General features: G+C 71.7%; 15 protein-coding genes, 1 tRNA gene, 1 rRNA gene and 1 pseudogene. 13 read left to right on the forward strand and 5 right to left on the reverse strand.

The window, feature by feature from the left end:
- From rrf to ABZ851_RS29195, 3 genes are all read left to right on the forward strand, one after another.
- A 5S ribosomal RNA gene (gene rrf, locus ABZ851_RS29185) occupies positions 1–92 on the forward strand; the annotation flags it as partial.
- Positions 93–208: 116 nt separating this feature from the next.
- Positions 209–886, forward strand: coding sequence for a DegT/DnrJ/EryC1/StrS family aminotransferase (locus tag ABZ851_RS29190; protein ID WP_361133637.1), 678 nt, complete (start codon positions 209–211; stop codon positions 884–886).
- Between the two features lie 75 nt (positions 887–961).
- A tRNA-Thr gene (locus tag ABZ851_RS29195) sits at positions 962–1,037 on the forward strand.
- Between the two features lie 187 nt (positions 1,038–1,224).
- Here ABZ851_RS29195 and ABZ851_RS29200 read toward each other — a convergent pair.
- A complete protein-coding gene (locus ABZ851_RS29200; protein ID WP_361133640.1) occupies positions 1,225–3,867 on the reverse strand; it encodes a SpoIIE family protein phosphatase in 2,643 nt (880 codons plus the stop codon).
- A gap of 289 nt (positions 3,868–4,156) precedes the next feature.
- Between ABZ851_RS29200 and ABZ851_RS29205 the strand changes: the two genes are divergently transcribed.
- From ABZ851_RS29205 to ABZ851_RS29250, 10 genes are all read left to right on the forward strand, one after another.
- The gene (locus ABZ851_RS29205) at positions 4,157–9,697 is read left to right on the forward strand and encodes a HAMP domain-containing protein (RefSeq protein ID WP_361133644.1); all 5,541 of its coding nucleotides are present in this window, start codon (positions 4,157–4,159) and stop codon (positions 9,695–9,697) included.
- Positions 9,698–9,952: 255 nt separating this feature from the next.
- Positions 9,953–10,612 carry a response regulator gene (locus ABZ851_RS29210; protein ID WP_129293893.1) on the forward strand — a complete coding sequence of 220 codons (660 nt, stop codon included), beginning with the start codon at positions 9,953–9,955 and terminating at the stop codon, positions 10,610–10,612.
- 92 nt (positions 10,613–10,704) lie between these two features.
- Positions 10,705–13,506: a DNA translocase FtsK gene (locus ABZ851_RS29215; RefSeq protein WP_361133647.1), complete on the forward strand. Its 2,802-nt coding sequence runs from the start codon at positions 10,705–10,707 to the stop codon at positions 13,504–13,506.
- A 223-nt stretch (positions 13,507–13,729) separates the two neighbouring features.
- A complete protein-coding gene (locus ABZ851_RS29220; protein WP_361133650.1) occupies positions 13,730–14,536 on the forward strand; it encodes a helix-turn-helix domain-containing protein in 807 nt (268 codons plus the stop codon).
- Positions 14,537–14,662: 126 nt separating this feature from the next.
- The gene (gene rimO / locus ABZ851_RS29225; RefSeq protein WP_336052926.1) at positions 14,663–16,159 is read left to right on the forward strand and encodes a 30S ribosomal protein S12 methylthiotransferase RimO; all 1,497 of its coding nucleotides are present in this window, start codon (positions 14,663–14,665) and stop codon (positions 16,157–16,159) included.
- Positions 16,156–16,806: a CDP-diacylglycerol--glycerol-3-phosphate 3-phosphatidyltransferase gene (pgsA, locus tag ABZ851_RS29230; RefSeq protein ID WP_336052924.1), complete on the forward strand. Its 651-nt coding sequence runs from the start codon at positions 16,156–16,158 to the stop codon at positions 16,804–16,806. Before rimO ends, pgsA begins: the two co-directional genes overlap by 4 nt.
- Complete coding sequence (locus ABZ851_RS29235) at positions 16,803–17,339, forward strand: CinA family protein (RefSeq protein WP_361133654.1); 537 nt, start codon at positions 16,803–16,805, stop codon at positions 17,337–17,339. Before pgsA ends, ABZ851_RS29235 begins: the two co-directional genes overlap by 4 nt.
- A gap of 94 nt (positions 17,340–17,433) precedes the next feature.
- Positions 17,434–17,817 (forward strand): helix-turn-helix transcriptional regulator, encoded by a 384-nt coding sequence (locus ABZ851_RS29240; protein WP_086720541.1) that lies wholly within the window; start codon positions 17,434–17,436, stop codon positions 17,815–17,817.
- A gap of 197 nt (positions 17,818–18,014) precedes the next feature.
- Positions 18,015–18,485, forward strand: coding sequence for a DNA starvation/stationary phase protection protein (locus ABZ851_RS29245; RefSeq protein WP_088800372.1), 471 nt, complete (start codon positions 18,015–18,017; stop codon positions 18,483–18,485).
- 224 nt (positions 18,486–18,709) lie between these two features.
- Complete coding sequence (locus ABZ851_RS29250; RefSeq protein ID WP_361133658.1) at positions 18,710–19,060, forward strand: hypothetical protein; 351 nt, start codon at positions 18,710–18,712, stop codon at positions 19,058–19,060.
- On the opposite strand, the pseudogene ABZ851_RS29255 reads toward ABZ851_RS29250, so the two are convergent.
- The 4 genes and pseudogenes from ABZ851_RS29255 to ABZ851_RS29270 all read right to left on the reverse strand — a co-directional run bounded on the left by ABZ851_RS29255 (position 19,008) and on the right by ABZ851_RS29270 (position 26,676).
- Positions 19,008–19,814: pseudogene (locus ABZ851_RS29255) on the reverse strand (SDR family oxidoreductase). The gene ABZ851_RS29250 and the pseudogene ABZ851_RS29255 sit on opposite strands and share 53 nt — an antisense overlap.
- Before the next feature lie 62 nt (positions 19,815–19,876).
- Positions 19,877–20,737, reverse strand: a complete 861-nt coding sequence (locus ABZ851_RS29260) for a DNA-formamidopyrimidine glycosylase family protein (protein WP_361133662.1) — start codon at positions 20,735–20,737, stop codon at positions 19,877–19,879.
- 69 nt (positions 20,738–20,806) lie between these two features.
- On the reverse strand, positions 20,807–25,612 hold the full coding sequence (locus ABZ851_RS29265) for a DEAD/DEAH box helicase (RefSeq protein WP_361133665.1): 4,806 nt from the start codon (positions 25,610–25,612) through the stop codon (positions 20,807–20,809).
- A gap of 140 nt (positions 25,613–25,752) precedes the next feature.
- Positions 25,753–26,676: a hypothetical protein gene (locus ABZ851_RS29270; RefSeq protein ID WP_361133668.1), complete on the reverse strand. Its 924-nt coding sequence runs from the start codon at positions 26,674–26,676 to the stop codon at positions 25,753–25,755.
- Positions 26,677–26,764 lie beyond the last annotated feature (88 nt).

Here is a 26,764-nt window from a genome sequence, read left to right on the forward strand (position 1 = left end):
CGCCCGGTTACATTCCGAACCCGGAAGCTAAGCCTTTCAGCGCCGATGGTACTGCAGGGGGGACCCTGTGGGAGAGTAGGACGCCGCCGAACAATTCTTCAGCTCCGGTCCCTGAACCCTCGTGGTTCAGGGACCGGAGCTTTTTTGTTCTGATTTTCGGGTGGTGGGCGTAACTCGACGTTCATCTGACCTGAGCAGGATCCGTTTCATGCGGACAGTAGGAGCGCTCAAGTCGGCCGGTGTCAGTGCTGGGGATGAGGTCGTGGTGCCGGCGTACGGCAACGCCGAGGTGGCCCGGGCCGTGCTGGAGTTGGGCGCGGTGCCGGTGTTCGCCGATGTGGACGGCGACAGTTACTGCCTGGACCCGGCCGCGGTGTCGGATGTGGTGACCAGCCAGACGGCCGCGGTCGTGGCGATTCACCGGTTCGGTCGGCAGGCGGACACCGGGTGGATCCGTGAAGTGGGTCAGCGACGCGGTCTGTTGGTGCTCGTGGAGAACGAGCCCGGGGCCGACCCGGAGGGCGCCGAACTGCGGCGGGCCCACGCGTCGTACCTGGACGGCAGGCTCAGTGGGGTCCGGACGCCCACGTCGGCGGCGGGGCACACCTACGAGCAGTATGTGGTGCGGGTGCCCGGCAACGGGCGGCCGGACCGGGACGCGTTCGCGCGGGCGCTGCGGGCCAAGGGCGTGGCGTGCAAGGTGCCCGTGCTGGCGCCGGTGTACCGGATGCCGGGGCTGCGGCGGGATGTCTTTCTGCCGGAGACCGAGCGGGCGGTGGACGAGACGCTGGCGTTGCCCGTGCACGCGGGGATGTCGCGGCGGGAGCTCCACAAGATGGTCGGTGCGTGCAATGCGCTCGGCGGGCTGCTGCAGCCGGCCTTTTAGTCGGATATCGGTGGACCGGGCGGTCGACGATTAGAAGACGGCGCGGAGTTGGGGTAATATCTATCCCGTTGCCGCGCCCCAATAGCTCAGTCGGCAGAGCGTCTCCATGGTAAGGAGAAGGTCTACGGTTCGATTCCGTATTGGGGCTCCAGAGGAGAAAGGCCCCCGCCATTCGGCGGGGGCCTTTGTCGTATGCCGGTCCATTGTCGGATCGTTGACGGCTCGGTGATGTCGTATCAGCCCGCACAGGGGAGTTATGAGCCGTGTCGTGGGCGGCGGTTGGAGGCGGGGGAGCGGCCGGGGGCCGTGAGTGAGGGGCCTCGGCCGCTCCCCGGGGGTCAGTCCGCCGGGGCCTCGGGGATGCGCATGGCGAGGATGGCCATGTCGTCGGAGGCGGGTTCGGCGGCGAAGCGCTCCACGGCGCGCAGCACGCGGGCGGCGACGGCGCCTGCCGTCAGTCCCGTACAGGTGGTCAGGAGGTCGGTGAGGCCGTCGTCGCCGAGCATGCGGGTGCCCTCGCGGCGCTCGGTGACGCCGTCGGTGACGCACAGCAGGACATCGCCGGGGTCGAGGCTGACGTTCTGTTCGTAGAGCTCCAGATCGTCCATGACGCCGAGGAGCGGCTGGGGTTCGGCGGCCGGCTCGACGGTGCCGTCCTGGCGGAGACGCAGCGGCAGGGGGTGGCCGGCGCAGACGACCTTGAGGACGGCGCTGCCGTCGGCCTGGGGCCAGAGTTCGCCGTAAAGGAGCGTCAGGAAGCGGCTGCGGGCGCCCTCGTCGAGGATGGCGGCGTTGAGGCGTTCCAGGACGGCGGGGCCGCCGAAGCCCTCGCGGGCGAGCAGGCGCAGCGCGTGCCGGGCCAGGCCCGTGACGGCGGCCGCTTCGGGGCCCGTACCGCAGACGTCACCGATGGCGAAGCCGTAGGCGCCGTCGCGGATCGGGAAGATGTCGTAGAAGTCGCCGCCGACCTCGTTGCCCTCGCCGGCCGCCCGGTAGATGACCTCGACCTCCACGCCGGGGATCGCGGGCTGCTCAGGGGGCAGCAGGCTGCGCTGCAGGGACTGGCTGATGGCCGTGCGCTCGGAGTAGAGACGCGCGTTGTCCAGGGCGAGCGCGGCCCGCCGGGAGAGGTCTTCGGCGAGTTCGAGGATTTCCTGGCGGAAGTGCTCCTCGGTGGGCTTGCCCAGGGTCAGCATGCCGATGACGCGGTTGCGCGCGACGAGGGGGAGGACGACGGTCTCGCCGCCCACCGCGGAGGCGGTGGCGAGGGTGGCGCCGGGGCCGGTGGAGGGCCGGGCGGCGTTGCCCAGGCCCAGGCTGCGCATGGAGGTGCGCAGGGCGGCGTCGTGCGCGGCGTCGCCGGGGGCGGTCCAGACACGGGCACCGGGGGTGGGGACCGGCTCGGGCGGGTCGACCTTCATCAGCAGCGTCTTGAGGCCGTCGATCCGGTCCTCGTCCTCGTGCAGCACATAGGACAGCTCGGGCTCGGACGTCTGGTCGGCGACGGTGTAGACGGCGCACCACGTGGCGAGGGTGGGGACCGTCATCTGCGCCATCAGGGCCAGGGTCTGGTCCCGGTCGAGGGTGCCGGCCAGCAGGTCGGAGGCCTCGACGAGGAAGGAGAGGGAGCCGCGGCGGAGTTTTTCCAGCTCGGTGAGGCGGGCGCGTTCGACGGCGAGGGCGATGCGGTCGGCGGCGAACTGGAGGCGCAGCGCCTCCTCGTTCGTGTAGCGGCCGGCACCCTCCGCGGCGACGCCGAGCGAGCCGGTCAGCCGGCCCTCGACCTTGAGCGGGACGGTGACGACCGAGCGCATGCCCGTACCGCTGAGGAGGGGGACGGCGCCGGGGACCGCGGTGAGGTCTTCGTGGACGGCGGGCATCCGGGCGGAGCCGTAGCGTCCGGAGCCGGCCTCGACGGGGACGCGGGCGAACCGCTGGCGGGCGGAGGGCAGGCCCGTGGAGGCGCGGACCTCGAGTTCGGTCTCGTCGTCGGTGGCCAGGAGGAGGTAGGCGGCGTCGCCGTCGAGCATGTCGCGGGCCCGCTCGACGGTGCGCTGGAGCAGGCCGTCGAGGTCGTCGGGGGCCGGTGAGCCGATGAAGACCTCGAACGGGTCGGCGAGGCGTCCCTCCGAAGGGCCGGCCTGGGAGGCGGCGTCCGGGGCGGGGGTGCGCTGGGGGCTCTGCAGGATGGCGCGCTCGTGGTCGCGTACCAGGAGGCAGACCGTGGAGGCCTCGCCGTCGGCGTCGCGGACGCGCAGGTGGGAGGCGTAGACGGGGACGACCCGGCCGTCCGAGCCCCGGATGCCGTAGGAGCCCTCCCAGCGGGAGAGCTGCAGGGCCTCGACGATGCCCGTGCCGGTTCCCGGGGTGTGCGGCCAGGCGGCGAAGTCGGTGAGCGGCTTGCCGATGACCTGCTCGGGGTCGTAGGCGAAGAGGTCCTGGGCGTCCTCGTTCCAGAAGCTGATGCAGCCGCCGCGGTCGATCTGGATCACCGCGACCCGGACGCGGGTCTCGGCGACCGGGAGGGCGGCCACCGGGAGGGCGGGGCCGGCGGAACGGGTGCCGGCCGGGCGCTGGGGGAGGTCGAGCTGGAACCATACGTGCTTTTGTGCGGCGGTGTACTCGACGCCCCAACGGGTGGCGAGCGCGCCGCACAGCAGCAGGCCGCGGCCGCCCTCGCGGTCCGGGTGGACGACGATCTGGCCGGCGTTCTGGAGCGGGATCTCGCGCTCGGGGTAGCGGTCGGCGACGGAAATCCGTACGCCGTCGTCGTTGCGCAGGCACAGCACATCGGCGGCGGTGCCGGCGTGCACCACGGCGTTGGTGACCAGCTCGCTGGTCAGCACCACGGCGTCGTCGACGATGTCGGCGCAGCCCCAGCCCTGGAGGGTGTCGCGGACGAATGCACGGGCAGTGGCGACCGAGCGCCCGACCGGCTCGAAGGTTGCGGCGGCCCGCGCGGTGATCACTGGTCTCCTCATGCGTGTGTCGGTGATCTGCTCCCCCATACTTGCGGCGCCCTCCGAATAAACCTGTGGTGCGTCCACCACTGCCCGTGCTCGATGGCCGGACGGTGGACAGCCGTATGCCAGGTTACTTACCTTCGCCGCACCCGAGGATGCCGGTCACGTGTGTTTCCGCCCCAATCGTGCCCCGGGACGGTGTGCGATGCTGCCGAACTGTTATGGCCTGGTTGGGCCATGGTGAAACACTGGGCACGTATCAAGAGAAAGCCCGGGTAGAACGGTCGACCCTTGCGGGAGGGACACGGTGGAGTCTGGCGCAGCGGCGCGGGGCGCAAGCACGCGCGCGAAAGGCGGACGATCCCGGAACAACGGGACGACCGAGGTGGATACGGCTGCGCTGAATCGGCTGTTGGTCGCGTTGGTCGCGATGCGGGACGGGAACTTCCGCAAGCGGCTCACGGTTTCCGGCGACGGCGTCATGTCGGAGATCGCGGCGGTTTTCAACGAGGTCGCGGATCGCAATCTGCATCTGACGGGCGAGCTGACGCGGGTGCGCCGGGTCGTCGGCCGTGAGGGAAAACTCACGGAGCGGCTGGAGGCCGGCGCCGCCGAGGGCTCCTGGGCCGCGGCGATCGACGCCTCGAATGCCCTGGTCGACGACCTCGTACGGCCCGTCTCCGAGGTGGGACGGGTGCTGTCAGCGGTGTCCGAGGGCGACCTGGAACAGCGGATGGATCTGCGGTCGCGCAGTTCGGACAGCTCTTCGGAGCACCCTCTGCGGGGTGAATTCCTGAAGGTCGGCCGGACCGTCAACGGGCTGGTGGACCAGCTCTCCGCGTTCACCGACGAGGTCACCAGAGTGGCCAGTGAGGTCGGTACGGAGGGCAAGCTCGGCGGCCAGGCGCGGGTGCGCGGAATGTCGGGTTCGTGGAAGGACCTGACGGAATCCGTCAACACCATGGCGTCCCGGCTGACGGCGCAGGTCCGTGACATTGCTCTCGTCACCACGGCGGTGGCCAAGGGTGATCTGTCGCGCAAGGTGACCGTCCATGTCTCCGGCGAGATGCTGGAGCTGAAGAACACCGTCAACACGATGGTCGACCAGCTCTCCTCGTTCGCCTCCGAGGTGACGCGGGTCGCCCGTGAGGTGGGCACCGAGGGCGAGCTCGGTGGTCAGGCGCAGGTCCCCGGCGTGGCCGGGGTGTGGAAGGACCTCACCGACTCGGTCAATCTCATGGCCGGCAACCTCACCGCTCAGGTGCGCGGGATCGCGCAGGTCACCACTGCCGTCGCCAATGGCGATCTGTCGCAGAAGGTCACGGTCAGTGCACGCGGCGAGGTCGCGCAGCTGGCCGACACGATCAACACCATGACCGAGACGCTGCGGACCTTCGCGGACGAAGTGACGCGGGTGGCGAACGAGGTCGGTGCCGAGGGGCAGCTGGGCGGTCAGGCGCAGGTGCCGGGCGCGGCCGGGACGTGGAAGGACCTCACCGACTCGGTGAACACCGCCTTCCGCAACCTGACGGCGCAGGTGCGGGACATCGCGCAGGTGACGACGGCGGTCGCCAACGGTGATCTGTCGCAGACGGTCACCGTCGATGTGGCCGGTGAAATGCTGGAGTTGAAGAACACCGTCAACACGATGGTGGGCCAGCTGTCGTCGTTCGGCGCCGAAGTGACGCGCGTTGCGCGGGAGATCGGTGTCGAGGGTGAGCTGGGCGGCCAGGCCGCGGTGCCCGGGGCGGCCGGGACGTGGAAGGACCTCACGGACTCCGTGAACACCGCCTTCCGCAACCTGACCGGGCAGGTGCGCAACATCGCCCAGGTGACGACCGCGGTGGCCAACGGTGATCTGTCGCAGAAGGTCACCGTCGACGTCTCCGGCGAGATGCTGCAGCTGAAGAACACCGTGAACACCATGGTGGATCAGCTCTCGTCGTTCGCCGACCAGGTCACCCGGATGGCCAGGGACGTGGGCACGGAGGGCCGGCTGGGCGGCCAGGCCCGGGTGGACGGCGTCAGCGGCACCTGGAAGGAGCTGACCGACTCCGTCAACTTCATGGCGGGGAACCTGACTTCTCAGGTGCGGCAGATCGCGCAGGTGACGACGGCGGTCGCGCGTGGCGATCTGTCGCAGAAGATCGACGTGGACGCGCGCGGCGAGATCCTGGAGCTGAAGAACACCATCAACACGATGGTCGACCAGCTCTCCGCCTTCGCCGAGCAGGTCACCCGGGTCGCCCGGGAGGTCGGTACGGACGGCAGGCTGGGCGGCCAGGCGCAGGTGCCGGGCGTCGCGGGCGTCTGGCGCGATCTGACCGACTCGGTGAACGGCATGGCCGGCAACCTGACGGCCCAGGTCCGCAACATCGCCCAGGTCGCCACGGCGGTCGCCCGCGGTGACCTGTCGCAGAAGATCGACGTGGATGCCCGGGGCGAGATCCTGGAGCTGAAGAACACCCTGAACACCATGGTCGACCAGCTCTCCTCGTTCGCGGAGCAGGTCACCCGGGTCGCCCGCGAGGTGGGCACCGAGGGCATCCTGGGCGGCCAGGCCGAGGTGCAGGGCGTCAGCGGTACGTGGAAGGACCTCACCCAGTCCGTCAACTTCATGGCGAACAACCTGACCTCGCAGGTGCGCAACATCGCCGAGGTGACGACCGCGGTGGCCCGCGGTGATCTGTCCAAGAAGATCACCGTCGACGCCAAGGGCGAGATCCTGGAACTGGTCACGACCGTCAACACGATGGTCGACCAGCTGTCGTCGTTCGCCGAGCAGGTGACCCGGGTGGCCCGTGAGGTGGGCACCGAGGGCCAGTTGGGCGGCCAGGCACGGGTGCCGGGCGCGACCGGTATCTGGCTGGACCTCAGCGACAACGTGAACCTGATGGCCAACAACCTGACCATCCAGGTGCGCAACATCTCCCAGGTCTCGGCGGCGGTCGCCAACGGAGACCTCACCAAGAAGGTCACGGTCGAGGCGCGCGGCGAGGTCGCGCAGCTCGCCGACACGGTCAACACGATGGTCACCACGCTGTCGTCGTTCGCCGACGAGGTCACCCGGGTGGCCCGTGAGGTGGGCACCGACGGCATCCTGGGCGGTCAGGCCCGCGTCCCCGGCGTCGCCGGTACGTGGAAGGACCTCACCGAGTCCGTGAACTCGATGGCCAACAACCTGACCGGCCAGGTCCGCAACATCGCCATGGTCACCACCGCCATCGCCAAGGGCGATCTGACCAAGAAGATCGACATTGATGCGCGCGGCGAGATCCTGGCGCTGAAGACCACCATCAACACGATGGTCGACCAGCTGTCGTCCTTCGCCGAGCAGGTCACCAGAGTGGCCCGTGAGGTGGGTACGGAAGGCCAGCTGGGCGGTCAGGCGCAGGTGCGGGGCGTGGCCGGCACCTGGCGGGACCTGACCGAGTCGGTGAACGAGATGGCCGGGAACCTGACCCGTCAGGTGCGGGCCATCGCCGCGGTCGCCGCGGCGGTCACCCTCGGCGATCACAACGTCCGCATCGACGTGGACGCGGCCGGCGAGATCCTGGAGCTCCAGGACAACGTCAACACGATGATCTCCACGCTCCGCGAGACCACCCTCGCCAACGAGGAACAGGACTGGCTCAAGGGCAACCTGGCCCGGATCTCCGGTCTGATGCAGGGCCGTCGCGACCTCAAGGACGTCGCGACGCTCATCATGAGCGAGCTCTCGCCCGCGGTCTCCGCCCAGCACGGCGCGTTCTTCCTCGCCGCGCAGCCCGACAGCCAGGAGATCGGCGCGGACGGCGGCGAGGCGGGCGCGTACGAGCTGCGGCTGATGGGCTCGTACGGCTATGCCATGGGCGGGATGCCGACGACCTTCCGGCCGGGTGAGACGCTGATCGGCACGGCCGCGGAGGAGGGGCGCACCATCCTGGTGGAGAACGTCCCGTCCGGCTATCTCAAGATCGCCTCCGGGCTGGGCGAGGCGCCGCCGGCGAATGTGATCGTGCTGCCGGTGCTCTTCGAGGACAAGGTGCTCGGCGTGATCGAGCTGGCGTCCTTCCAGCCGTTCACCCAGATCCAGAAAGACTTCCTCAGCCAGATCGCCGAGATGATCGCGACCAGCGTCAACACCATCTCGGTGAACACCAAGACCGAGGTGCTGCTCAAGCAGTCGCAGGAGCTGACCGAGCAGCTCAAGGAGCGCTCGGGCGAGCTGGAGAGCCGGCAGAAGGCGCTGGAGCTGTCCAACTCCGAGCTGGAGGAGAAGGCCGAGCAGCTGCGCGCGCAGAACCGCGACATCGAGGTGAAGAACACCGAGATCGAGGAGGCGCGGCAGGTCCTGGAGGAGCGCGCCGAGCAGCTTGCGGTCTCGATGCGCTACAAGTCGGAGTTCCTGGCGAACATGTCGCACGAGCTGCGGACGCCGCTGAACTCTCTGCTGATTCTGGCCAAGTTGCTGGCCGACAACGCCGAGGGGAACCTCTCCCCGAAGCAGGTCGAATTCGCCGAAACCATCCATGGCGCCGGCAGCGACCTGCTGCAGCTGATCAACGACATCCTGGACCTGTCCAAGGTCGAGGCCGGAAAGATGGACGTCAGCCCGACCCGGATCGCGCTGGTCCAGCTCGTGGACTACGTGGAGGCCACGTTCCGGCCGCTGACCGCGGAGAAGGGTCTCGACTTCTCCGTACGGGTCTCCCCGGAGCTGCCGGCCACCCTGCACACCGACGAGCAGCGGCTGCTGCAGGTGCTGCGCAATCTGCTGTCCAACGCGGTGAAGTTCACCGACAGCGGCGCCGTCGAGCTGGTGATCCGGCCGGCCGGGGCGGATGTCCCGGTGGCCATCCGCGAGCAGCTGCTGGAGCACGGTTCGCTGCGTGACCCGGATGCGGACATGATCGCCTTCTCGGTGACCGACACCGGCATCGGCATCGCGTCGAGCAAGATGCGGGTCATTTTCGAGGCGTTCAAGCAGGCGGACGGCACGACCAGCCGCAAGTACGGCGGCACGGGCCTGGGGCTGTCCATCAGCCGGGAGATCGCCCGGCTGCTGGGCGGCGAGATCCATGCCGCGAGCGAGCCCAACCGCGGCTCCACGTTCACGCTCTACCTCCCGCACAACCCGGGCGGACTGCCGCCGCAGGGCTATCCGCAGCTGGTGGCCGGCGGGATCGCGATGGACGCGGAGGCGCGGGAGACGGAGGTCGGGCGCCTGGAGGCCGAAGAGCAGCAGGGCCGCGAGCTGGACTCCGGGGGCAGCCTCAACCGGCGCCGCCGCCGGGCGGTTTCGGGCTCTGCGCGCCGCTTCGAGCTGCCGGGACGGCAGCAGCCGTCCGCGGCGCCGCCGCAGGCTCCCCAAGCCCCGCAGGCTCCCCAGGCGCCCGAGGCGCCGCCGCAGCCGGTCGCGCAGCAGCCCGCCGAGGAGCCCTGGATCGGCAACGGCCAGGACTTGGTGGATCCCGCTTTCGAGGGTGGTTTCCACGGCGAGAAGGTGCTGATCGTCGATGACGACATCCGCAATGTCTTCGCGCTCACCAGCGTCCTGGAGCAGCACGGGCTTTCGGTGCTGTACGCGGAGAACGGGCGCGAGGGCATCGAGGTGCTGGAGCAGCACGACGACATCGTGCTGGTCCTGATGGACATCATGATGCCGGAGATGGACGGCTATGCGACCACGGCGGCGATCCGCCGGATGCCGCAGTTCGCCGGAATGCCCATCATCGCGCTGACCGCGAAGGCGATGAAGGGTGACCGGGAGAAGAGCATCGATTCCGGAGCCTCCGACTATGTGACCAAGCCGGTGGATACCGATCATCTGTTGTCGGTCATGGAGCAATGGATGCGCGCGGAGTGAGGGAACGTCCAGTATGGAGGCGTAAGAGGATCATCGCGTGTTGACTCAGTGTCGCCGTGGACGTGTGGAAGCGCAGGATTCGGGGAACCTTCTGGTCTCTGTCTGCGTTTCTGCTACGTGCACAGTGACATCGCGGTGACAGGGTGTGGCGACAGGCGGGGTGCAGCTACCATGACCGGCACAAGGACGGGCGGCGTGACGGAGTCGTCCCCTGGGGCGGCGTCCGGTTCCATGCCGGGGCGAGGAGGACGGGCCATGGTGCAGAAGGCCAAGATCCTCCTGGTCGATGACCGGCCGGAGAATCTGCTGGCGCTGGAGGCGATCCTCTCTGCGCTCGATCAGACACTGGTGCGGGCATCGTCCGGGGAGGAAGCGCTCAAAGCACTGCTCACGGACGATTTCGCGGTGATTCTGCTCGATGTGCAGATGCCGGGGATGGACGGCTTCGAGACCGCCGCGCACATCAAGCGGCGCGAGCGGACCCGCGACATCCCGATCATCTTCCTCACGGCCATCAACCACGGCCCGCACCACACCTTCCGCGGCTATGCGGCCGGCGCGGTGGACTACATCTCCAAGCCGTTCGACCCCTGGGTGCTGCGCGCCAAGGTCTCGGTGTTCGTCGAGCTCTACATGAAGAACTGCCAACTGCGTGAGCAGGCCTCCCTGCTGAGGCTGCAGCTGGAGGGCGGGCGGCCGAGCGCCGACGAGGCGCGGGAGTCGGCGGGGCTGCTCGCCGAGCTCTCCGCGCGGCTGGCCGCGGTCGAGGAACAGGCCGAGGCGCTGTCCAAACAGCTGGACGAGACGGCAGATGCTGCGGCGGTCGCCACGGCCGCCCATCTGGAACGCAAACTGACGGGTCTGCGCCGGGCTCTGGATGCCCTGGAGCCGGGAGCGGGCAGCGTCGCGGGGTGACTGACGCCCTTTCATGAGGCGGGCGCGCGACACGTTCGGGTGAAGCGCTGTGCGCTCGTGTGAGGCCCGCGTTCGCCTGTAATCTCGTCGCCATGGCCTCACGTACGTCCGGCAAGGGAACCCAGAGCACGGCGGGACCCTCCAAGCAGCGCGCCGGACGGACCGCGGGCGCCGCCAAGAAGACCGCCGCCAAGAAGACCGCCGCGAAGAAGGCGCCTGCCAAGCCGCCGGCCAGGAAGACCGCGGCCGCGAAGAAGGCACCGGCCAAAAAGGCTCCGGCCAAGCGGGCTCCGGCCAAGAAGGCGGCTCCCAAGCCGGCGCCGTCACCCACCGGCGGCGTCTACCGCCTCGTCCGTGCCTGCTGGCTGGGGCTGGCGCACGCCATCGGGGCGGTGTTCCGCGGTATGGGCCGCGGCGCGAAGAATCTCGATCCCGCGCACCGCAAGGACGGGCTGGCGCTGCTGCTGCTCGGCCTGGCGCTGGTCATCGCGGCCGGTACGTGGTCGAACCTCAGCGGTCCGGTCGGTGACCTCGTCGAGCTGCTGGTGACCGGGGCGTTCGGGCGGCTCGATCTGGTCGTGCCGATACTGCTCGGCGGTATCGCGATCCGCCTCATCCGGCACCCCGAGCGGCCGGAGGCCAACGGCAGGATCGTCATCGGGCTGTCCGCGCTGGTCGTCGGTGTCCTGGGACAGGTCGCCATGGCCTGTGGCTCGCCGGGCCGGGACGACGGTCTGGCCGCCATACAGGACGCCGGCGGCTATCTGGGGTGGACCGCGTCCAAGCCGCTGATCTTCACCGTCGGACAGACCCTGGCCGTGGCGCTGCTGGCGCTGCTGACCGTCTTCGGGCTGCTGGTGGTCACCGCGACGCCGGTGAACGCCATCCCGCAGCGGCTGCGGGCGCTCGGCGTCCGGCTGGGAGTGGTGCAACCGGACGAACCCGAGGAGTACTTCGACGAGGCCGAGGACTACGCGGAGGAGTGGCGCGACCAGCCCGCCCGCACACCGCGCCGCGGGGCCGCCGCACCGGCCGCGAGCGGCCCGGAGGCGATAGAGGAAGCGGCCCTGGCCCAGCGCCGCCGCCCGCGCCGGGGCTCGGTACAGCCGGCGGCGGACCGGCCGATGGACGCCGTGGATGTGGCCGCGGCGGCCGCCGCCGCGCTGGACGGTGCGGTGCTGCACGGTGTCCAGCCCTCCCCGCTCGTCGCCGGGCTCAGCAGCAGCATCTCCGGGGAGCGCCACGGGCACGACGGCGAGGACACCGGGGGGGAGAGCGGCACGGTGCCGCCGGCCCGCGGCGCGGAGCCGAAGCCGTCCGCGGCCGAGGACACCCCGGCCGTGCCGGACTTCACCAAGGCGCCGCCGGAGCCGTCCGGCGAGCTGCCGGCGCGGGCCGAGCAGCTTCAGCTGTCCGGAGACATCACCTACTCGCTGCCCTCGCTGGACCTGCTCGCGCGCGGCGGGCCCGGCAAGACCCGCAGCGCCGCCAACGACGCCATAGTGACCGCACTGACCACGGTCTTCCAGGAGTTCAAGGTCGACGCGGCGGTCACCGGGTTCACCCGCGGCCCGACGGTCACCCGCTACGAGGTCGAGCTCGGCCCGGCCGTCAAGGTCGAGAAGATCACCGCGCTGGCCAAGAACATCGCCTACGCCGTGGCCAGCCCCGACGTCCGGATCATCAGCCCGATTCCCGGCAAATCCGCGGTCGGCATCGAGATCCCCAATACCGACCGCGAGATGGTCAACCTCGGCGATGTGCTGCGGCTGGCCGATGCCGCGGGCGACGAACATCCGATGCTGGTGGCGCTCGGCAAGGACGTCGAGGGCGGCTATGTCATGGCCAACATGACCAAGATGCCGCACGTCCTGGTGGCCGGTGCCACCGGCTCCGGCAAGTCCTCCTGCATCAATTGCCTGATCACCTCGGTCATGGTGCGGGCCACGCCGGAGGACGTCCGGATGGTGCTGGTCGACCCCAAGCGCGTCGAGCTGACCGCGTACGAGGGCATCCCGCACCTGATCACGCCGATCATCACCAACCCCAAGCGCGCCGCCGAGGCGCTGCAGTGGGTGGTGCGCGAGATGGACCTGCGCTACGACGATCTCGCGGCGTACGGCTTCCGGCACATCGACGACTTCAACGAGGCGGTGCGCAGCGGCAAGATCAGCTCCCCCGAGGGCAGCGAGCGCGAGCTGGCGCCCTACCCGTACCTGCTGGTGATCGTCGACGAGCTGGCGGACCTGATGATGGTCGCGCCGCGCGATGTGGAGGACTCGATCGTCCGCATCACCCAGCTCGCCCGCGCGGCAGGCATCCACCTGGTGCTCGCCACCCAGCGGCCGTCCGTCGATGTGGTCACCGGCCTGATCAAGGCCAATGTGCCCTCCCGGCTCGCGTTCGCCACCTCCTCGCTCGCCGACAGCCGGGTCATCCTCGACCAGCCGGGCGCCGAGAAGCTGATCGGCAAGGGCGACGGGCTGTTCCTGCCGATGGGTGCCAACAAGCCGGTCCGTATGCAGGGCGCGTTCGTGACCGAGGCCGAGGTCGCGGCCGTGGTCCAGCACTGCAAGGACCAGATGGCGCCGGTCTTCCGCGACGACGTCACCGTCGGCACGGCGAAGAAGAAGGAGATCGACGAGGACATCGGCGATGACCTCGATCTGCTGTGCCAGGCCGCTGAGCTGGTGGTTTCCACGCAGTTCGGGTCGACGTCGATGCTTCAGCGCAAGCTGCGGGTGGGCTTTGCCAAGGCCGGCCGGCTGATGGACCTCATGGAGTCGCGCAATATCGTCGGGCCGAGCGAGGGCTCCAAGGCCCGCGACGTTCTGGTGAAGCCCGATGAATTGGATGGAGTGCTGGCGGTGATCCGGGGGGAGGCTACCGAGTAGCACAGACATCCGGGTCCCGCATACGAGAGAAGAAGGCAACCGTTTCGCCTGCCGATACGTCAAGTTGAGGGAGACGAGGGAACGATGCTTCACCATCAAGCCCCAGGGCACCGCCGACGGCGTTCCGATGGCGTAAAACCCCGCTCTCCCGCTTGCCCGACCCTTTCGCTCCACCCCTAGACTGAACCTCCAGCAGGTGGCTACACGCTCGAAAGGCGCCCCCGTGTCCATCGGCAACTCCCCCGAAGCAGACCGGCCTTCCGTCGGCGCTGCCCTCCAGAAGGCCCGTATCGGAGCGGGACTGACCGTCGAAGAGGTCAGTGCGACGACACGGGTGCGCATCCCCCTCGTGCAGGCGATCGAGCAGGACGACTTCTCCCGCTGTGGCGGCGATGTCTACGCCCGGGGGCACATCCGGGCGCTCGCCCGCGCGGTCTGTCTCGATCCCGGACCGCTGATCGACCAGTTCGACGCCGAGCACGGCGGACGGCCCGCGCCGACCCCCGCCGCACCGCTCTACGAAGCCGAGCGGATCCGTTCCGAGCCGCGCCGCCCCAACTGGACCGCGGCGATGGTTGCGGCGATCGTCGCGGTGGTCGGTTTCATGGGCTTCACGCTCTTCACGGACGGCGGCAAGCGCGACAGCGGCCCGATCGCGGGCGGCGACGCCAACGCCAAGCCGGCGCCGGCGCCCACCCGCCATCCCTCGACCATCAAGCCGCCCGTCACGCCCGACCCCTCCGACAGCGCCGTCGCCGGACTGCCGAAGGACAAGGTCACGATCAAGGTGACCGCCCGTGACGGCCAGAGCTGGGTCTCCGCCAAGGACGCCAACGGCAAGCTCCTGGAGGACGGCCTGCTCAAGAAGGGCGAGTCCAAGACCATCACCGACAAGGAACGCATCGACCTGGTCCTCGGCAACGCCGGAGCCGTACAGCTGTACGTCAACGGCAAGGAGGTCAAGAAGGTCGGCGACAAGGGCACGGTGGAGCGGCTGAGCTATACGCCGGGGGACCCCCAGGCGGGCTGAGCGCCCTCCCGGTGAGTGCCCGCCGCCCGCGCCCGGTGGGCGGCCGCCGCCCGCGCCGGGCTCCCGGAACGGGCGGCGGAGACCTGCGCGCCAAGGGGGTGGCGGGGACAAAGTAGGCTGAGGCCTATGCCCGAACGCCGTACCGTCGCCCTTGTCACTCTTGGCTGCGCCCGTAACGAGGTGGACTCGGAGGAGCTCGCAGGCCGCCTGGCAGCGGACGGCTGGGACCTCGTCGAGGAAGCCGCCGATGCCGATGTCGCCGTCGTCAATACCTGTGGTTTCGTCGAGGCCGCCAAGAAGGACTCCGTCGACGCCCTGCTGGAAGCCAACGATCTGAAGGATCACGGCAGAACCCAGGCCGTGGTGGCCGTCGGCTGCATGGCCGAGCGCTACGGCAAGGAGCTCGCCGAGGCGCTGCCCGAGGCCGACGGTGTGCTCGGCTTCGACGACTACAGCAGCATCTCCGACCGCCTGCAGACCATCCTGAACGGTGGCATCCACGCCGCCCACACCCCGCGCGACCGCCGCAAGCTGCTGCCGATCAGCCCGGCCGAGCGGCAGGGCTCCGCCGGTGTCGCGCTGCCCGGCCACGCCCAGGACGAGCCGCCGGCGGCCCCGCCCGAGGACCTGCCGGAGGGCATCGCCCCCGCCTCCGGGCCGCGTGCGCCGCTGCGCCGCCGGCTCGGCAGCAGCCCCGTGGCCTCGGTGAAACTGGCCTCCGGCTGCGACCGGCGCTGCTCGTTCTGCGCCATCCCGTCCTTCCGCGGCTCCTTCATCTCGCGCCGTCCCTCCGATGTGCTCGGTGAGACGCGCTGGCTGGCCGGGGAGGGCGTCAAGGAGATCATGCTGGTCTCCGAGAACAACACCTCCTACGGCAAGGACCTCGGTGACATCCGGCTGCTGGAGACGCTGCTGCCGGAGCTGGCGGCGGTCGACGGCATCGAGCGGATCCGGGTCAGCTACCTGCAGCCGGCCGAGATGCGGCCGGGGCTGATCGATGTGCTGACCGGCACCGACAAGGTGGCGCCGTACTTCGATCTGTCCTTCCAGCACTCGGCGCCCGGGGTGCTGCGTTCCATGCGGCGCTTCGGCGGCACCGACAGCTTCCTGGAGCTGCTGGAGACGATCCGTACGAAGGCGCCGCAGGCCGGTGCCCGCTCCAACTTCATCGTCGGCTTCCCCGGGGAGAGCGAGAGCGACCTCGTGGAGCTGGAGCGCTTCCTCACCGAGGCGCGGCTCGACGCCATCGGCGTCTTCGGCTACTCCGACGAGGACGGCACCGAGGCCGCCTCGTACGAGGACAAGGTCGATCCGGACGTGGTCGCCGAGCGGCTGGCGCGGGTCTCGCGGCTGGCCGAGGAGCTGACCGCGCAGCGCGCCGAGGAGCGGATCGGCGAGACGCTGCGGGTGCTGGTCGACCGGACCGACGACGAGGACGGCATCGTCGGGCGGGCCGCGCACCAGGCGCCGGAGACCGACGGCGTCACCCTGCTCTCGACCGACCAGGAGCTGGCGCCCGGTCGTATGGTCGAAGCAAAGGTGGTGGCGAGCGAGGGCGTGGACCTCGTCGCGGAGGTGCTGTCGGTGGAGGGCACGGGGTGTACCGAGGAGGCGGCCAGATGAGCGGAGTCCCGGCTTCCGCAGCTGGTGGCCCGCGCACGGCGCCGGTCGTCCGGCAGGCCGGGCTGTGGAACATCGCCAACCTTCTGACGATGCTGCGGCTGGTGCTGGTCCCGGCCTTCGTGGTGCTGCTGATGCACGACAACGGCACCGATCCCGTCTGGCGGGTGTTCGCCTGGGCCGCCTTCGCCGTCGCCATGATCACTGACGTCTTCGACGGGCATCTGGCGCGCACGTACAACCTGGTCACCGACTTCGGCAAGATCGCGGACCCGATCGCGGACAAGGCGATCATGGGTGCGGCGCTGATCTGCCTGTCGGTGCTGGGTGATCTGTCGTGGTGGGTGACCGGCGTGATCCTCTTCCGGGAGCTCGGCATCACCCTGATGCGGTTCTGGGTGATCAAGCATGGAGTGATTCCGGCCAGTCGCGGCGGCAAAATCAAGACATTGGCACAGGGCACCGCGGTGGGCATGTACGTCCTGGTGCTGACCGGCCCGCTGGCGACCTTCCGCTGGTGGGTGATGGCGGTGGCCGTCGCGCTGACCGTGGTCACCGGGTTCGACTACATCCGGCAGGCCGTGGTGCTGCGCCGGGCCGGACTGGTCCGGGAGCGCGCCGAGCGGGCCGAGCGGGACGCGGCGAGGTGAGCGGGCCGGGTTCTGCCGCGGCCGGGGCGCTGGAACTGCTCGCCGGGCGCGGTCAGAGCCTGGCGGTGGCCGAATCGCTGACCGGCGGCCTGGTGGCGGGCGCGCTGACCGCTGTCCCCGGGGCCTCGCGGGTGGTCCGCGGCTCGGTCACGGCGTACGCCACCGACCTCAAGCGGGAGCTGCTGGGGGTGGACGCCGCCCTGCTGGCCGCCTGCGGCGCGGTGGACGGGGAGGTCGCGCGGCAGATGGCGCGCGGTGTGCGGCGGGTGCTGGGTGCCGACTGGGGCATCGCCACGACGGGGGTGGCCGGCCCGGATCCGCAGGACGGATATCCGGTGGGCACCGTTTTCGTGGCGGTACAGGGGCCGGACGGCGCCGGGCGGGTGCGGCGGCTGGCGCTGGAGGGCGACCGGGAGCGGATCCGCCAGGACACCATTCATGCCGTGCTCGCAATGCTGTTGAGCGAACTGACAGAAAATACGCGGGCACAGGATACGGAACAACACGGGGGGAATGGATGTTTGCAGCCCTGAGTGAACACGTACTTGCACCCCGCACGCCTCCAGCCCGAGGCGGTACGGTGGGGCGAGAAGGATCCGGATCCGAGGTCCGAGGAGGGAGCCAGCGATGATTCTGCTTCGTCGCCTGCTGGGTGACGTGCTGCGCCGACAGCGTCAGCGCCAGGGCCGAACCCTGCGCGAGGTCTCTTCCTCCGCCCGGGTATCGCTCGGCTATTTGTCCGAGGTGGAGAGGGGGCAGAAGGAGGCTTCCTCCGAACTGCTCTCATCGATCTGTGACGCGCTGGACGTGCGCATGTCCGAGCTCATGCGGGAGGTCAGCGATGAGCTGGCACTCGCCGAGCTGGCAGCGTCCGCGGCCGCGAGCGACCCGGTGCCCGCACCGGTGCGGCCGAAGCTCAATTCGGTGTCCGTCACGTCCCTGGCCGGTGTGCCGGAGGAGCGCGTGACCATCAAGTCCCCGGCCGACGTCGTGGATGTCGTCGCGGCCTGACACCCCTGTTCGTACGTACCGGAGCCCCGGTGGGCAGCAGCCCGCCGGGGCTCCGTGCTGCCCGGGTGCGGGCGGGCGTGCGGGGCGGGTGCGGCGCCCGGGGAGGGGCCCGTACGGGCTGTCCGGGCAGCTCGGAACGGGCGATTCATTTATACGATGGCGACATCGGATATATCGCCTGAATCAGGAGTATCTGGATGTCTGTCGTCAAGAGCACGCTGTCCGACAAGAACCGCAAAGTGGTCGGGACCGCCCTGCAGGGAGCGCTCGTCGACCTGGTGGACCTGTCCCTCGTGGCGAAGCAGGTGCACTGGAACGTCGTCGGGCCCCGCTTCCGCTCCGTACACCTGCAGCTCGACGACGTGGTCACCAGTGCCCGGCAGCATGCCGACACGGTGGCCGAGCGGGCGTCCGCGATCGGGGTGCCCCCCGACGGGCGGGCCGTCACCGTCGCCAAGACCAGTGGCATCAGTGAGATCACGGATGGCTGGATCAAGGACGGCGATGTGGTGCGGGCGATGGTGAACGGGCTCGGCGCGGTCATCGGCCGGATGCGCGAGCGGATCGTCGCCACCGCGGACCCGGACCCGGTCAGCCAGGACATCCTGATCGGGCTGACCGCCGACCTGGAGAAGCACCACTGGATGTTCCAGGCCGAGGCGCACTGACGGGCCGCGGAGGGCCCGCTGGGATGTTGCGGCGTTTGCCGTGGGGCTGCGGCTCGGGGCTGGCGTGCCGTGGTGTGTCGTGCGGGGCTGCGGTGACCGTTCCGGGCCGTGCCGCATCGAGGTCCGTCGCGGGGCTTGTGGGGCGGGACGCGCGCCGGAAATGCCCCGGTGCGCTCTCCCGCCGGGCGGCGGGACCCGTCTAGCGTCGGCCGGAGGAGGCAGCCATGGGGTGGCGTGATGTCGCGGCCCGTGCGTCGGCCGGCCGGCGCCCGCGGGCCGTGCCCGGGCGCTGGATATCCGGGGCCGTGGTCGGGGTCCTGTGGTGGTGGGCGGCGCTCCGGCTGGTGGTGTGGCCGCAGTCGGCGGGGGTGGTCGAGGGGGTCGTGGCGCTGGGCGGCTGGGGGCTCAGTCTGCTGCCGGTGCACTGCGTTCCGCGGGCGGACCGGCCCGGCGGCCCACGGCGCGCCCTGGGCCGGGTGGTCAGGAGGTTGCGCGGGGCGCGGGCGGCGTGGGGGACGGTGGTCACCACGGCATGGCGACGCCGCCGTTCGGGCGGAGGATCTGGCCGGTCATGAACGACGAGGCATCCGACGCCAGGTGCAGCACGGTGGGGGCGATGTCCTCCGGCTCTCCCACCCTCCCCAGGGGCGACATCCGGATCATCGGCCCCTCCGCCTGCTGCTGCGCCCGGTCGGTGTGCCGCTCGGTCATCGCCGTACGGACCCACCCCGGGGCGACGGCATTGACGCGGATGCCGTGCCTGCCCACCTCCGTGGCCAGGGTCCTGGTGAGCTGGACGACGGCTGCCTCGGCGGCGCCGTAGCAGAGCAGACCGGGCGCGCCGGTGTCGATCGGGCCGGAGGCCATGATCACGAGGGAGCCGGGGTGGCGGTGGCGATCATGGCGCGGGCCGCCTCCTGGCAGCCGTGGAGCACGCCCTTGAAGTTGGTGTTCCAGACCCGGTCCAGCTCCGCGTCCTCGGTCTCCAGGACGGGGGAGGAGTACATGATCCCGGCGATGTTCGCCATCACGTCGAGGCGGCCGGTGGTGCCGCGGGCGGTGTCGACGACCGCGGCGATCTCGTCGCGCCGGGTGACGTCGAGGCGGTGGGCGTGCGCCGAGCCGCCTGCCGCGGTGATCGCCGCCGCGGTCGCCCGGACGCCGCGGTCGTCGGGATCGGCGCAGTGGACGGTGGCCCCGGCCTCGGCGAGGAGGGCGGCGGTGGCACGGCCGATACCTCCCCCACTGCCCGAGGGCGTGGGAGGTGCCCCCGGCCGCGCCGGTGACGATCGCGGTGCGGCCCGTGAGGCCGTACGCCGTGAAGGGCATGGGGCGAGGGCAGGGAGGGATCTGACGGTGCGTCAATTGGTGCGGGCGCGATGCGGTTCGGCTCAGTCCGTGGGCCGGGCGGGCGGCCGGCCGGGCTGGCAGGCGGGGCACCAGTAGGTGACGCGCTCCTCGGTGGCGGGGGTCTGGCCGGCGGGGTCCTGGCCGGCGGTGCGGATCCCGGTTCCGCAGCGCAGGCAGGGGCGGCCGGCCCGGCCGTAGACCCACAGCCGGCGGTCGGGGCGGCCGCGCCCGCTGCTCCCGAAGGGGGGCGGGCGGTGGCCCCAGGGGGTGGTGGTGCGGGCGGGGCGGTCTTTGTTGGCCTCCAGGAGCTTTTTGGCGAGGGCGGGCAGGCGCTCGGGACGGGGCAGCCGGCCGACGGGGAGCCAGGGGGAGGCGCGCAGCAGGAAGCACAGCTCGCACTTGTAGACATTGCCGATACCGGCGAGATTGCGCTGGTCGAGCAGGGCCTCGCCGAGCGGGCGCCCGGGGGCGGCGAGCAGCCGGCCGAGGGCGCGCTCCGGGTCCCAGTCGGGGCCGAGGAGATCGGGTCCCAGGTGGCCGACGATCCGGGACTCGTCGGCGGTGCGCAGCAGATCGAGGACGGGGAGGCGGTAGCCGACGGCGGTGTGTTCCGCGGTGCCGAGGACCGCCCTGATCTGATGAGCGGGGCCGCCGTGCCAGCGCTCGGCCGGGGCGTAGATCTTCCATGCGCCGTCCATCCGCAGATGGGAGTGCAGGGTGAGGCCGCCCTCGAAGCGGGTGAGGAGGTGCTTGCCGCGGGAGCGCACGTCCAGCACCTCGCGGCCGGTCAGATCCACCGTCGCGAGCCGGGGGACCCGCAGGTCGCAGCGGGTCAGCCGGTGGCCGGCCAGCGCGTCGCCGAGCCGCCGGGCCAGGCGCCAGACGGTGTCACCTTCGGGCATGTCACCATCATGCCGCGCGGGCGTGCGCGGGCGGGGCTCCCGGAGCGGGAGTGTGGCTGCCGCTTCCCGTCACCCCCGCAGCCGCAGCCCCCTCGGGGTCGGGTGGAAGCCGGCGGACTCCAGGGCGGGGGCGTAGGGCGAGGTGAGCGCCGAGGTGCCGTTGATGCGCTCGGTGGTGAGGGTGCCCAGGGCGCCGGCGCGGGCGGCATCCGTAAGCGCCTCGACGGCGAGCCGCAGGCGGGGGTCCGTGGTGGCCGGGGCCGGGTCGTGGCCGAGCGGCCAGACGAGCAGGGTCTTGCCGCCGCGCTCCAGGTAGAGCGTCAGCTCCCCGTCGACGAGGACGACGAGGGCACCCGCCTTGCGGCCGGGCTTGTGGGTCGAGCCCTCGGGCGGCTCGGGCCAGGACAGGGCGGCGCCGTAGGCATTCGCCGGGTCGGCGGCGGCCAGTACGAGCGCGCGCTGCGGTCCGCCGCGCCGGGACTGCGCCGGGCCGCCGTCCGGCAGCGCGTCATCGGCGGTGCGCTCGCGCTGGGTGCTGACCGCGCGCAGCCGGTCCACCGCGCCGTCCATCGCGAACTGGGCGGCGCCCAGCCCCTCCACGACATAGCCGCGGCGGGCCTGGCCGGACTCCTCGAAGGCGGCCAGTACGCGATACGCGGCGGAGAAACCGCCTTCGACCCCCTCGGCGGCGACCGCGCCGCGGGTGACGATGCCGTGGCGGTCCAGGAGCGTACGGGCCAGGGCGTGGGCGCGGTGGGTGGGGTCCGGTTCGGGGGCGGGCAGCAGTGACCAGCGGCCGCCCACCGTCGGCGGGCCGGAGCGGGAGGCGGTGCGGCGGCCGCCGCGGCCCGCGGCCGCGGTCAGCGAGCCTCCCCCGAACTCCGTCCCGGGGTGCCCCCATCTGCCCCGGGGGACGGCCCGGCGGGCGCGGTGCGCGGTCGATCCTGCCGTACGGCCCGAGCCGAGGAGGGCGCGCAGCGGGGCCAGGGTGTCATTGGTCAGCCGGCCCGACCAGGCCAGGTCCCACAGGGCGTCGGCCAGTTGGGAGTCGGTGGCCTCGGGGTGGGTGGTGGCGCGGACCTGGTCGGCGAGCTGGCGGAAGAACAGCCCGTATCCGGGGGCGAGGGCGGTCAGCAACGACTCGTGCAGCGCGGTCAGTTCCAGCGGGAGGGGCTGCGGGAGCAGGAGCGGGGCGGAGTCGGCGAGATGGAGGCAGATCCAGCCGTCCTTGCCGGGCAGCGCTCCGGCGCCGGACCACACCACCTCGCCGGTGGCGGTGAGTTCGTCCAGCAGGGCGGGGGTGTAACCGCCGACGCGGGAGGGCAGCACCAGCTTCTCCAGGGCGGAGGCGGGCACGGGGGCGCCCTGCAGCTGCTCGACGGCGCGCACCAGACCGTCGATCCCGCGCAGGCCGTGCGACGCGTCGGCGAGCGGTGCCGGCACCCCGCTCACCGGCGCCGGCCGGGGCGGGCCGAGGTGCTGCCACTGGGGGAGGAAGGCGGCGAGCGCGGCGGGCGGCACCGGTTCCAGCTCCTCGCGCAGCGCGGCGAGCGAGCGGCGGCGCAGCCTGCGCAGCACCTGGGCGTCGCACCACTCCTGGCCGATGCCCGCGGGGTGGAACTCCCCCTGGACGACCCGGCCGGCCGCGGCGAGGAGATGCAGCGCGCCGTCGGTGACGGCGGTGCCGAGGCCGAAGCGGGCGGCGGCCTGCTCGGAGGTGAACGGGCCGTGGGTGCGGGCGTAGCGGGACAGCAGATCGCCCAGCGGGTCCTTGACCGGTTCCGTGAACGACTCCGGGACGCCGACCGGCAGGGCGGTGCCCAGGGCGTCGCGGAGCCGGCCGGCGTCTTCGACGGCGGCCCAGTGCTCGGCCCCGGCGATCCGCACCGTAATGGCCCGGCGGGCGGCGGCCAGCTCCCGGGGCCAGGCCGGATCGGCGCCGCGCTCGGCCAGCTCGGCGTCGGTCAGCGGCCCCAGCAGCCGCAGGACGTCGGCGACGCCCTCGACGTCCTTGATCCGCCGGTCGTCCGTGAGCCACTGCAGCTCGCGCTCCAGCCCGGCCAGCACCTCGGCATCCAGCAGCTCGCGCAGCTCGGCCTGGCCCAGCAGCTCGGCCAGCAGCCGGGAGTCCAGGGAGAGGGCGGCGGCGCGGCGCTCGGCGAGCGGGGAGTCGCCCTCGTACAGGAACTGGGCGACATAGCCGAACAGCAGCGAGCGGGCGAACGGGGACGGCTCGGGGGTGGTGACCTCCACCAGCCGGACCCGGCGCGCCTCGATGTCCCCCATCAGCTCCGCCAGGCCCGGTACGTCGAAGACGTCCTGCAGGCACTCGCGGACGGCCTCCAGCACGATCGGGAAGGACCCGAACTCGCTCGCCACCTGGAGGAGCTGGGCGGCGCGCTGGCGCTGCTGCCACAGCGGGGTGCGCTTGCCGGGGCTGCGCCGGGGCAGCAGCAGCGCGCGGGCGGCGCACTCCCTGAACCGGGAGGCGAACAGCGCGGAGCCGCCCACCTGGTCGGTGACGATCTGGTCGACCTCGCCGTGCTCGAAGGCGACATCGGCCGCCCCCACGGGGGACTGCTCGGGGTCGTACTCCGTGCCGCGCGCGGCCGGGCCCGGACCGGCGGCCGGATCGAAGGCGCCGTCGCCGTCCAGGAGGTCGAGGCCCAGCAGATCGGCGTCCGGCAGCCGCAGCACGATGCCGTCGTCGGCATGCATCACCTGGGCGTCCATGCCGTAGCGCTCGGCGAGGCGGGCGCCGAGGGCCAGCGCCCACGGGGCGTGTACCTGGGCGCCGAAGGGGGAGTGGACGACCACCCGCCAGTCGCCGAGCTCGTCACGGAAGCGCTCCACGACGATCGTGCGGTCGTCGGGGACGTGGCCGCAGGCCTGTTTCTGCTCGGCGAGATAGCTCAGCACATTGGACGCCGCCCAGTCGTCCAGCCCGGTGGCGGACAGCCGGGTCCGGGCGTCCTCCGGCCCGAGCGCGCCGAGTTCGCGGAGGAACGCGCCGAGCGCACGGCCGAGTTCGAGCGGGCGGCCCAGCTGGTCGCCCTTCCAGAAGGGCAGCCGTCCCGGTACACCGGGGGCGGGGGTGACCAGTACCCGGTCGCGGGTGATGTCCTCGATGCGCCAGGACGTCGTGCCGAGCGTGAAGACATCGCCGACGCGGGACTCGTAGACCATCTCCTCGTCGAGCTCTCCCACCCGTCGCCCGCCACCCCCCTTGCCGGAGTCGCCGCCCGCCAGGAACACCCCGAACAGGCCGCGGTCGGGGATCGTGCCGCCGGAGGTGACGGCCAGCCGCTGGGCGCCGGGGCGGCCCGTGACGGTCTGCGCGACGCGGTCCCACACCAGGCGCGGCCGCAGCTCGGCGAAGGCGTCGGAGGGATAGCGGCCGGCGAGCATGTCCAGCACGGCGGTGAACGCCGACTCGGGAAGCCCGGCGAACGGGGCCGCCCGCCGGACGACGGCCAGCAGCTCCTCGACGTCCCAGGTGTCCATCGCGGCCATGGCGACGAGCTGCTGGGCGAGGACGTCCAGCGGATTGGCCGGCACCCGCAGCGCCTCGATGGCCCCCGAGCGCATCCGCTCGGTGACCACGGCGGCCTGCACCAGATCGCCGCGGTACTTGGGGAAGACGACGCCCGTCGAGACCGCGCCGACCTGGTGCCCGGCCCGGCCGACCCGCTGCAGCCCGGAGGCGACCGACGGCGGCGACTCCACCTGGACGACCAGATCGACCGCGCCCATGTCGATGCCCAGCTCCAGACTGGAGGTGGCGACCACGGCGGGCAGCCGGCCGGCCTTCAGGTCCTCCTCCACCTGGGCGCGCTGCTCCTTGGACACCGAGCCGTGGTGGGCGCGGGCCAGCAGCGCCGGGGCGCCCTTCGCCGCCCCGGCCTCGGCCATCAGCTCGGCGGGGGAGTGGTGCTCGGGCAGCGCCTCGCCGGTCCGCCGCTCGTAGGCGATCTCGTTGAGGCGGTTGCACAGCCGCTCCGCCAGCCGGCGGGAGTTGGCGAAGACGATCGTGGAGCGGTGGGCCTGGACGAGATCGGCGATCTTCTCCTCGACCTGTGGCCAGATGGACGGCTTCTCGCCGGTGCCGTCCTCCTGGACCGGTGAGCCGCCCAGCTCGCCCATGTCCTCCACCGGGACGACCACCGACAGGTCGAAACGCTTCCCGGACGGCGGCTGGACGATCTCCACCCGGCGCCGCGGCGACAGATAGCGCGCCACCTCCTCCACCGGCCGCACCGTCGCGGACAGCCCGATCCGGCGGGCCGGGTGGTCCAGGAGTTCGTCCAGCCGCTCCAGGGACAGCGCCAGATGCGCCCCGCGCTTGGTGCCGGCCACCGCATGGACCTCGTCCACGATCACCGTCTCGACGCCGGCCAGTGCCTCCCGTGCCGAGGACGTCAGCATCAGGAACAGCGACTCGGGGGTGGTGATGAGGATGTCCGGCGGGCGGTGGGCGATCGCGCGGCGCTCGGCGGGCGGGGTGTCGCCGGAACGGATGGCGACCCTGAGGTCGGGCTCCGGCAGCCCGAGGCGGACCGACTCCTGCCGGATGCCCGTCAGCGGACTGCGCAGATTGCGCTCGACATCGACGGCCAGCGCCTTCATCGGGGAGACGTACAGCACCCGGCAGCGCTTCTTCGGCTCGGCGGGCGGGGGAGTGCTCGCCAGGGCGTCCAGGGACGCCAGGAAGGCGGCGAGGGTCTTGCCGGAGCCCGTGGGCGCCACCACCAGGACATCGGAGCCCGCGCCGATCGCCCGCCAGGCCCCTTCCTGCGCGGCAGTGGGCGCGCTGAACGCCCCGGCGAACCAGCCGCGGGTCGCGGGCGAGAAGGAGTCGAGCGCTGCCTTGGCCATGTCCTCCATCGTGCACCGGACCACTGACAACGCGGCTGTCGCGCGCCGCGCCGCCCGCCGCGGAGCGGGGTCTCCCGGGCCGTCCCGCCGGCGTCGCCGCGGCCGTCACCGCCGGCGGACGGGCCCGGGGAGGGGAGCGCTCACAGGAGGCGGCGCCCGTAGGCCCGCAGGGTCAGCAGCGCCTTGAGCGTCACCATCGGGCGGCTCTCCAGGGCCGTCCCGGGCGCCCACGCCCGCCAGTTGACCGGCCAGCCGCCGTCCTCCTGCTGGAGCGCGCCGAGGTGGTCCAGCGCCCGGTCCATCTCCTCGTCGGTGAACCAGTCGCGCGCCAGCGAGCCGGGCGTGGGCGCGAAGTCGTACGCCAGGTGATGCTCCCCGGGGGCGTACCCGGGCGCCACCGGGACGTCCGCGGCCCGCTCCGGGTCCAGCAGCACCAGCTGCTGTTCCCGTACGAGCCGGCCGAGGCGCTGCGCCGCCGCGGCGGCCCGCGGCCGGTCCGGGGCGCCGTCCAGGAAGGCCACCGCCGCCTCGACCTCGTACGGATGGGTCCGGGTCAGGGACTCCACGGTCGCCCAGCAGTAGTCCGTGGCGCGGAAGAGCCAGGCGTGCCAGACCTCGTTGCGGTGCAGCACCCCCACCACGGGGCCGGTGGCCAGCAGCGCGCTCGGCGGGTCGTCGACCACCGGGATCCAGGGGGCGGCCGGATAGCCGCGCTGCGAGGGGTGCACCGCGGGCAGCGCGCCCTCCGGGGTGGAGATCTTCGTCAGATAGCGGCAGATGCGCTCCACCTGGCGGCCGTCACAGCGCCCGATCAGATCGAGGACGTGCAGGGCGTGGGCGGTGTGCAGCGGCTGGCTGACCGGGCCGCGGAGGTCGGGCTCCAGCGCGTGGCCGAAGCCGTCGTCGTCATTGCGGTACGCGGCGAGCGCGGTCTCGACCGGGTCGGCCCCGCCGCCGAGGAAGTGGTACGCGAAAAGCCGCTGTTCGAGCACCCGCGCGGTCAGCCAGACGAAGCGCTCGCCGCGCGCGAGAGGGGTCGAAGGGGGAGTTGCGTTGTCGGCCATGGCCTGACCGTAGGGCGGAAATCCCCCGTCCACACCGGCTCGCGCACCGCCACCCTCCCAGGCGGGATACTGAAGGCATGCGGTTGAC

It is taken from the genome of Streptomyces sp. NPDC047049 (assembly GCF_040643995.1).
In the GTDB taxonomy this organism is placed as follows: Bacteria; Actinomycetota; Actinomycetes; order Streptomycetales; family Streptomycetaceae; genus Streptomyces; species Streptomyces mooreae.

What these genes read in the sequence shown, in the direction of transcription:
- ABZ851_RS29190 (WP_361133637.1), top strand. Translation starts at nt 209, where the DNA reads ATGCGGACAGTAGGAGCGCTCAAGTCGGCCGGTGTCAGTGCTGGGGAT.
- ABZ851_RS29200 (WP_361133640.1), bottom strand. Translation starts at nt 3,867, where the DNA reads ATGAGGAGACCAGTGATCACCGCGCGGGCCGCCGCAACCTTCGAGCCG.
- ABZ851_RS29210 (WP_129293893.1), top strand. Translation starts at nt 9,953, where the DNA reads ATGGTGCAGAAGGCCAAGATCCTCCTGGTCGATGACCGGCCGGAGAAT.
- ABZ851_RS29215 (WP_361133647.1), top strand. Translation starts at nt 10,705, where the DNA reads ATGGCCTCACGTACGTCCGGCAAGGGAACCCAGAGCACGGCGGGACCC.
- rimO (WP_336052926.1), top strand. Translation starts at nt 14,663, where the DNA reads ATGCCCGAACGCCGTACCGTCGCCCTTGTCACTCTTGGCTGCGCCCGT.
- pgsA (WP_336052924.1), top strand. Translation starts at nt 16,156, where the DNA reads ATGAGCGGAGTCCCGGCTTCCGCAGCTGGTGGCCCGCGCACGGCGCCG.
- ABZ851_RS29240 (WP_086720541.1), top strand. Translation starts at nt 17,434, where the DNA reads ATGATTCTGCTTCGTCGCCTGCTGGGTGACGTGCTGCGCCGACAGCGT.
- ABZ851_RS29245 (WP_088800372.1), top strand. Translation starts at nt 18,015, where the DNA reads ATGTCTGTCGTCAAGAGCACGCTGTCCGACAAGAACCGCAAAGTGGTC.
- ABZ851_RS29250 (WP_361133658.1), top strand. Translation starts at nt 18,710, where the DNA reads ATGGGGTGGCGTGATGTCGCGGCCCGTGCGTCGGCCGGCCGGCGCCCG.
- ABZ851_RS29260 (WP_361133662.1), bottom strand. Translation starts at nt 20,737, where the DNA reads ATGCCCGAAGGTGACACCGTCTGGCGCCTGGCCCGGCGGCTCGGCGAC.
- ABZ851_RS29265 (WP_361133665.1), bottom strand. Translation starts at nt 25,612, where the DNA reads ATGGCCAAGGCAGCGCTCGACTCCTTCTCGCCCGCGACCCGCGGCTGG.
- ABZ851_RS29270 (WP_361133668.1), bottom strand. Translation starts at nt 26,676, where the DNA reads ATGGCCGACAACGCAACTCCCCCTTCGACCCCTCTCGCGCGCGGCGAG.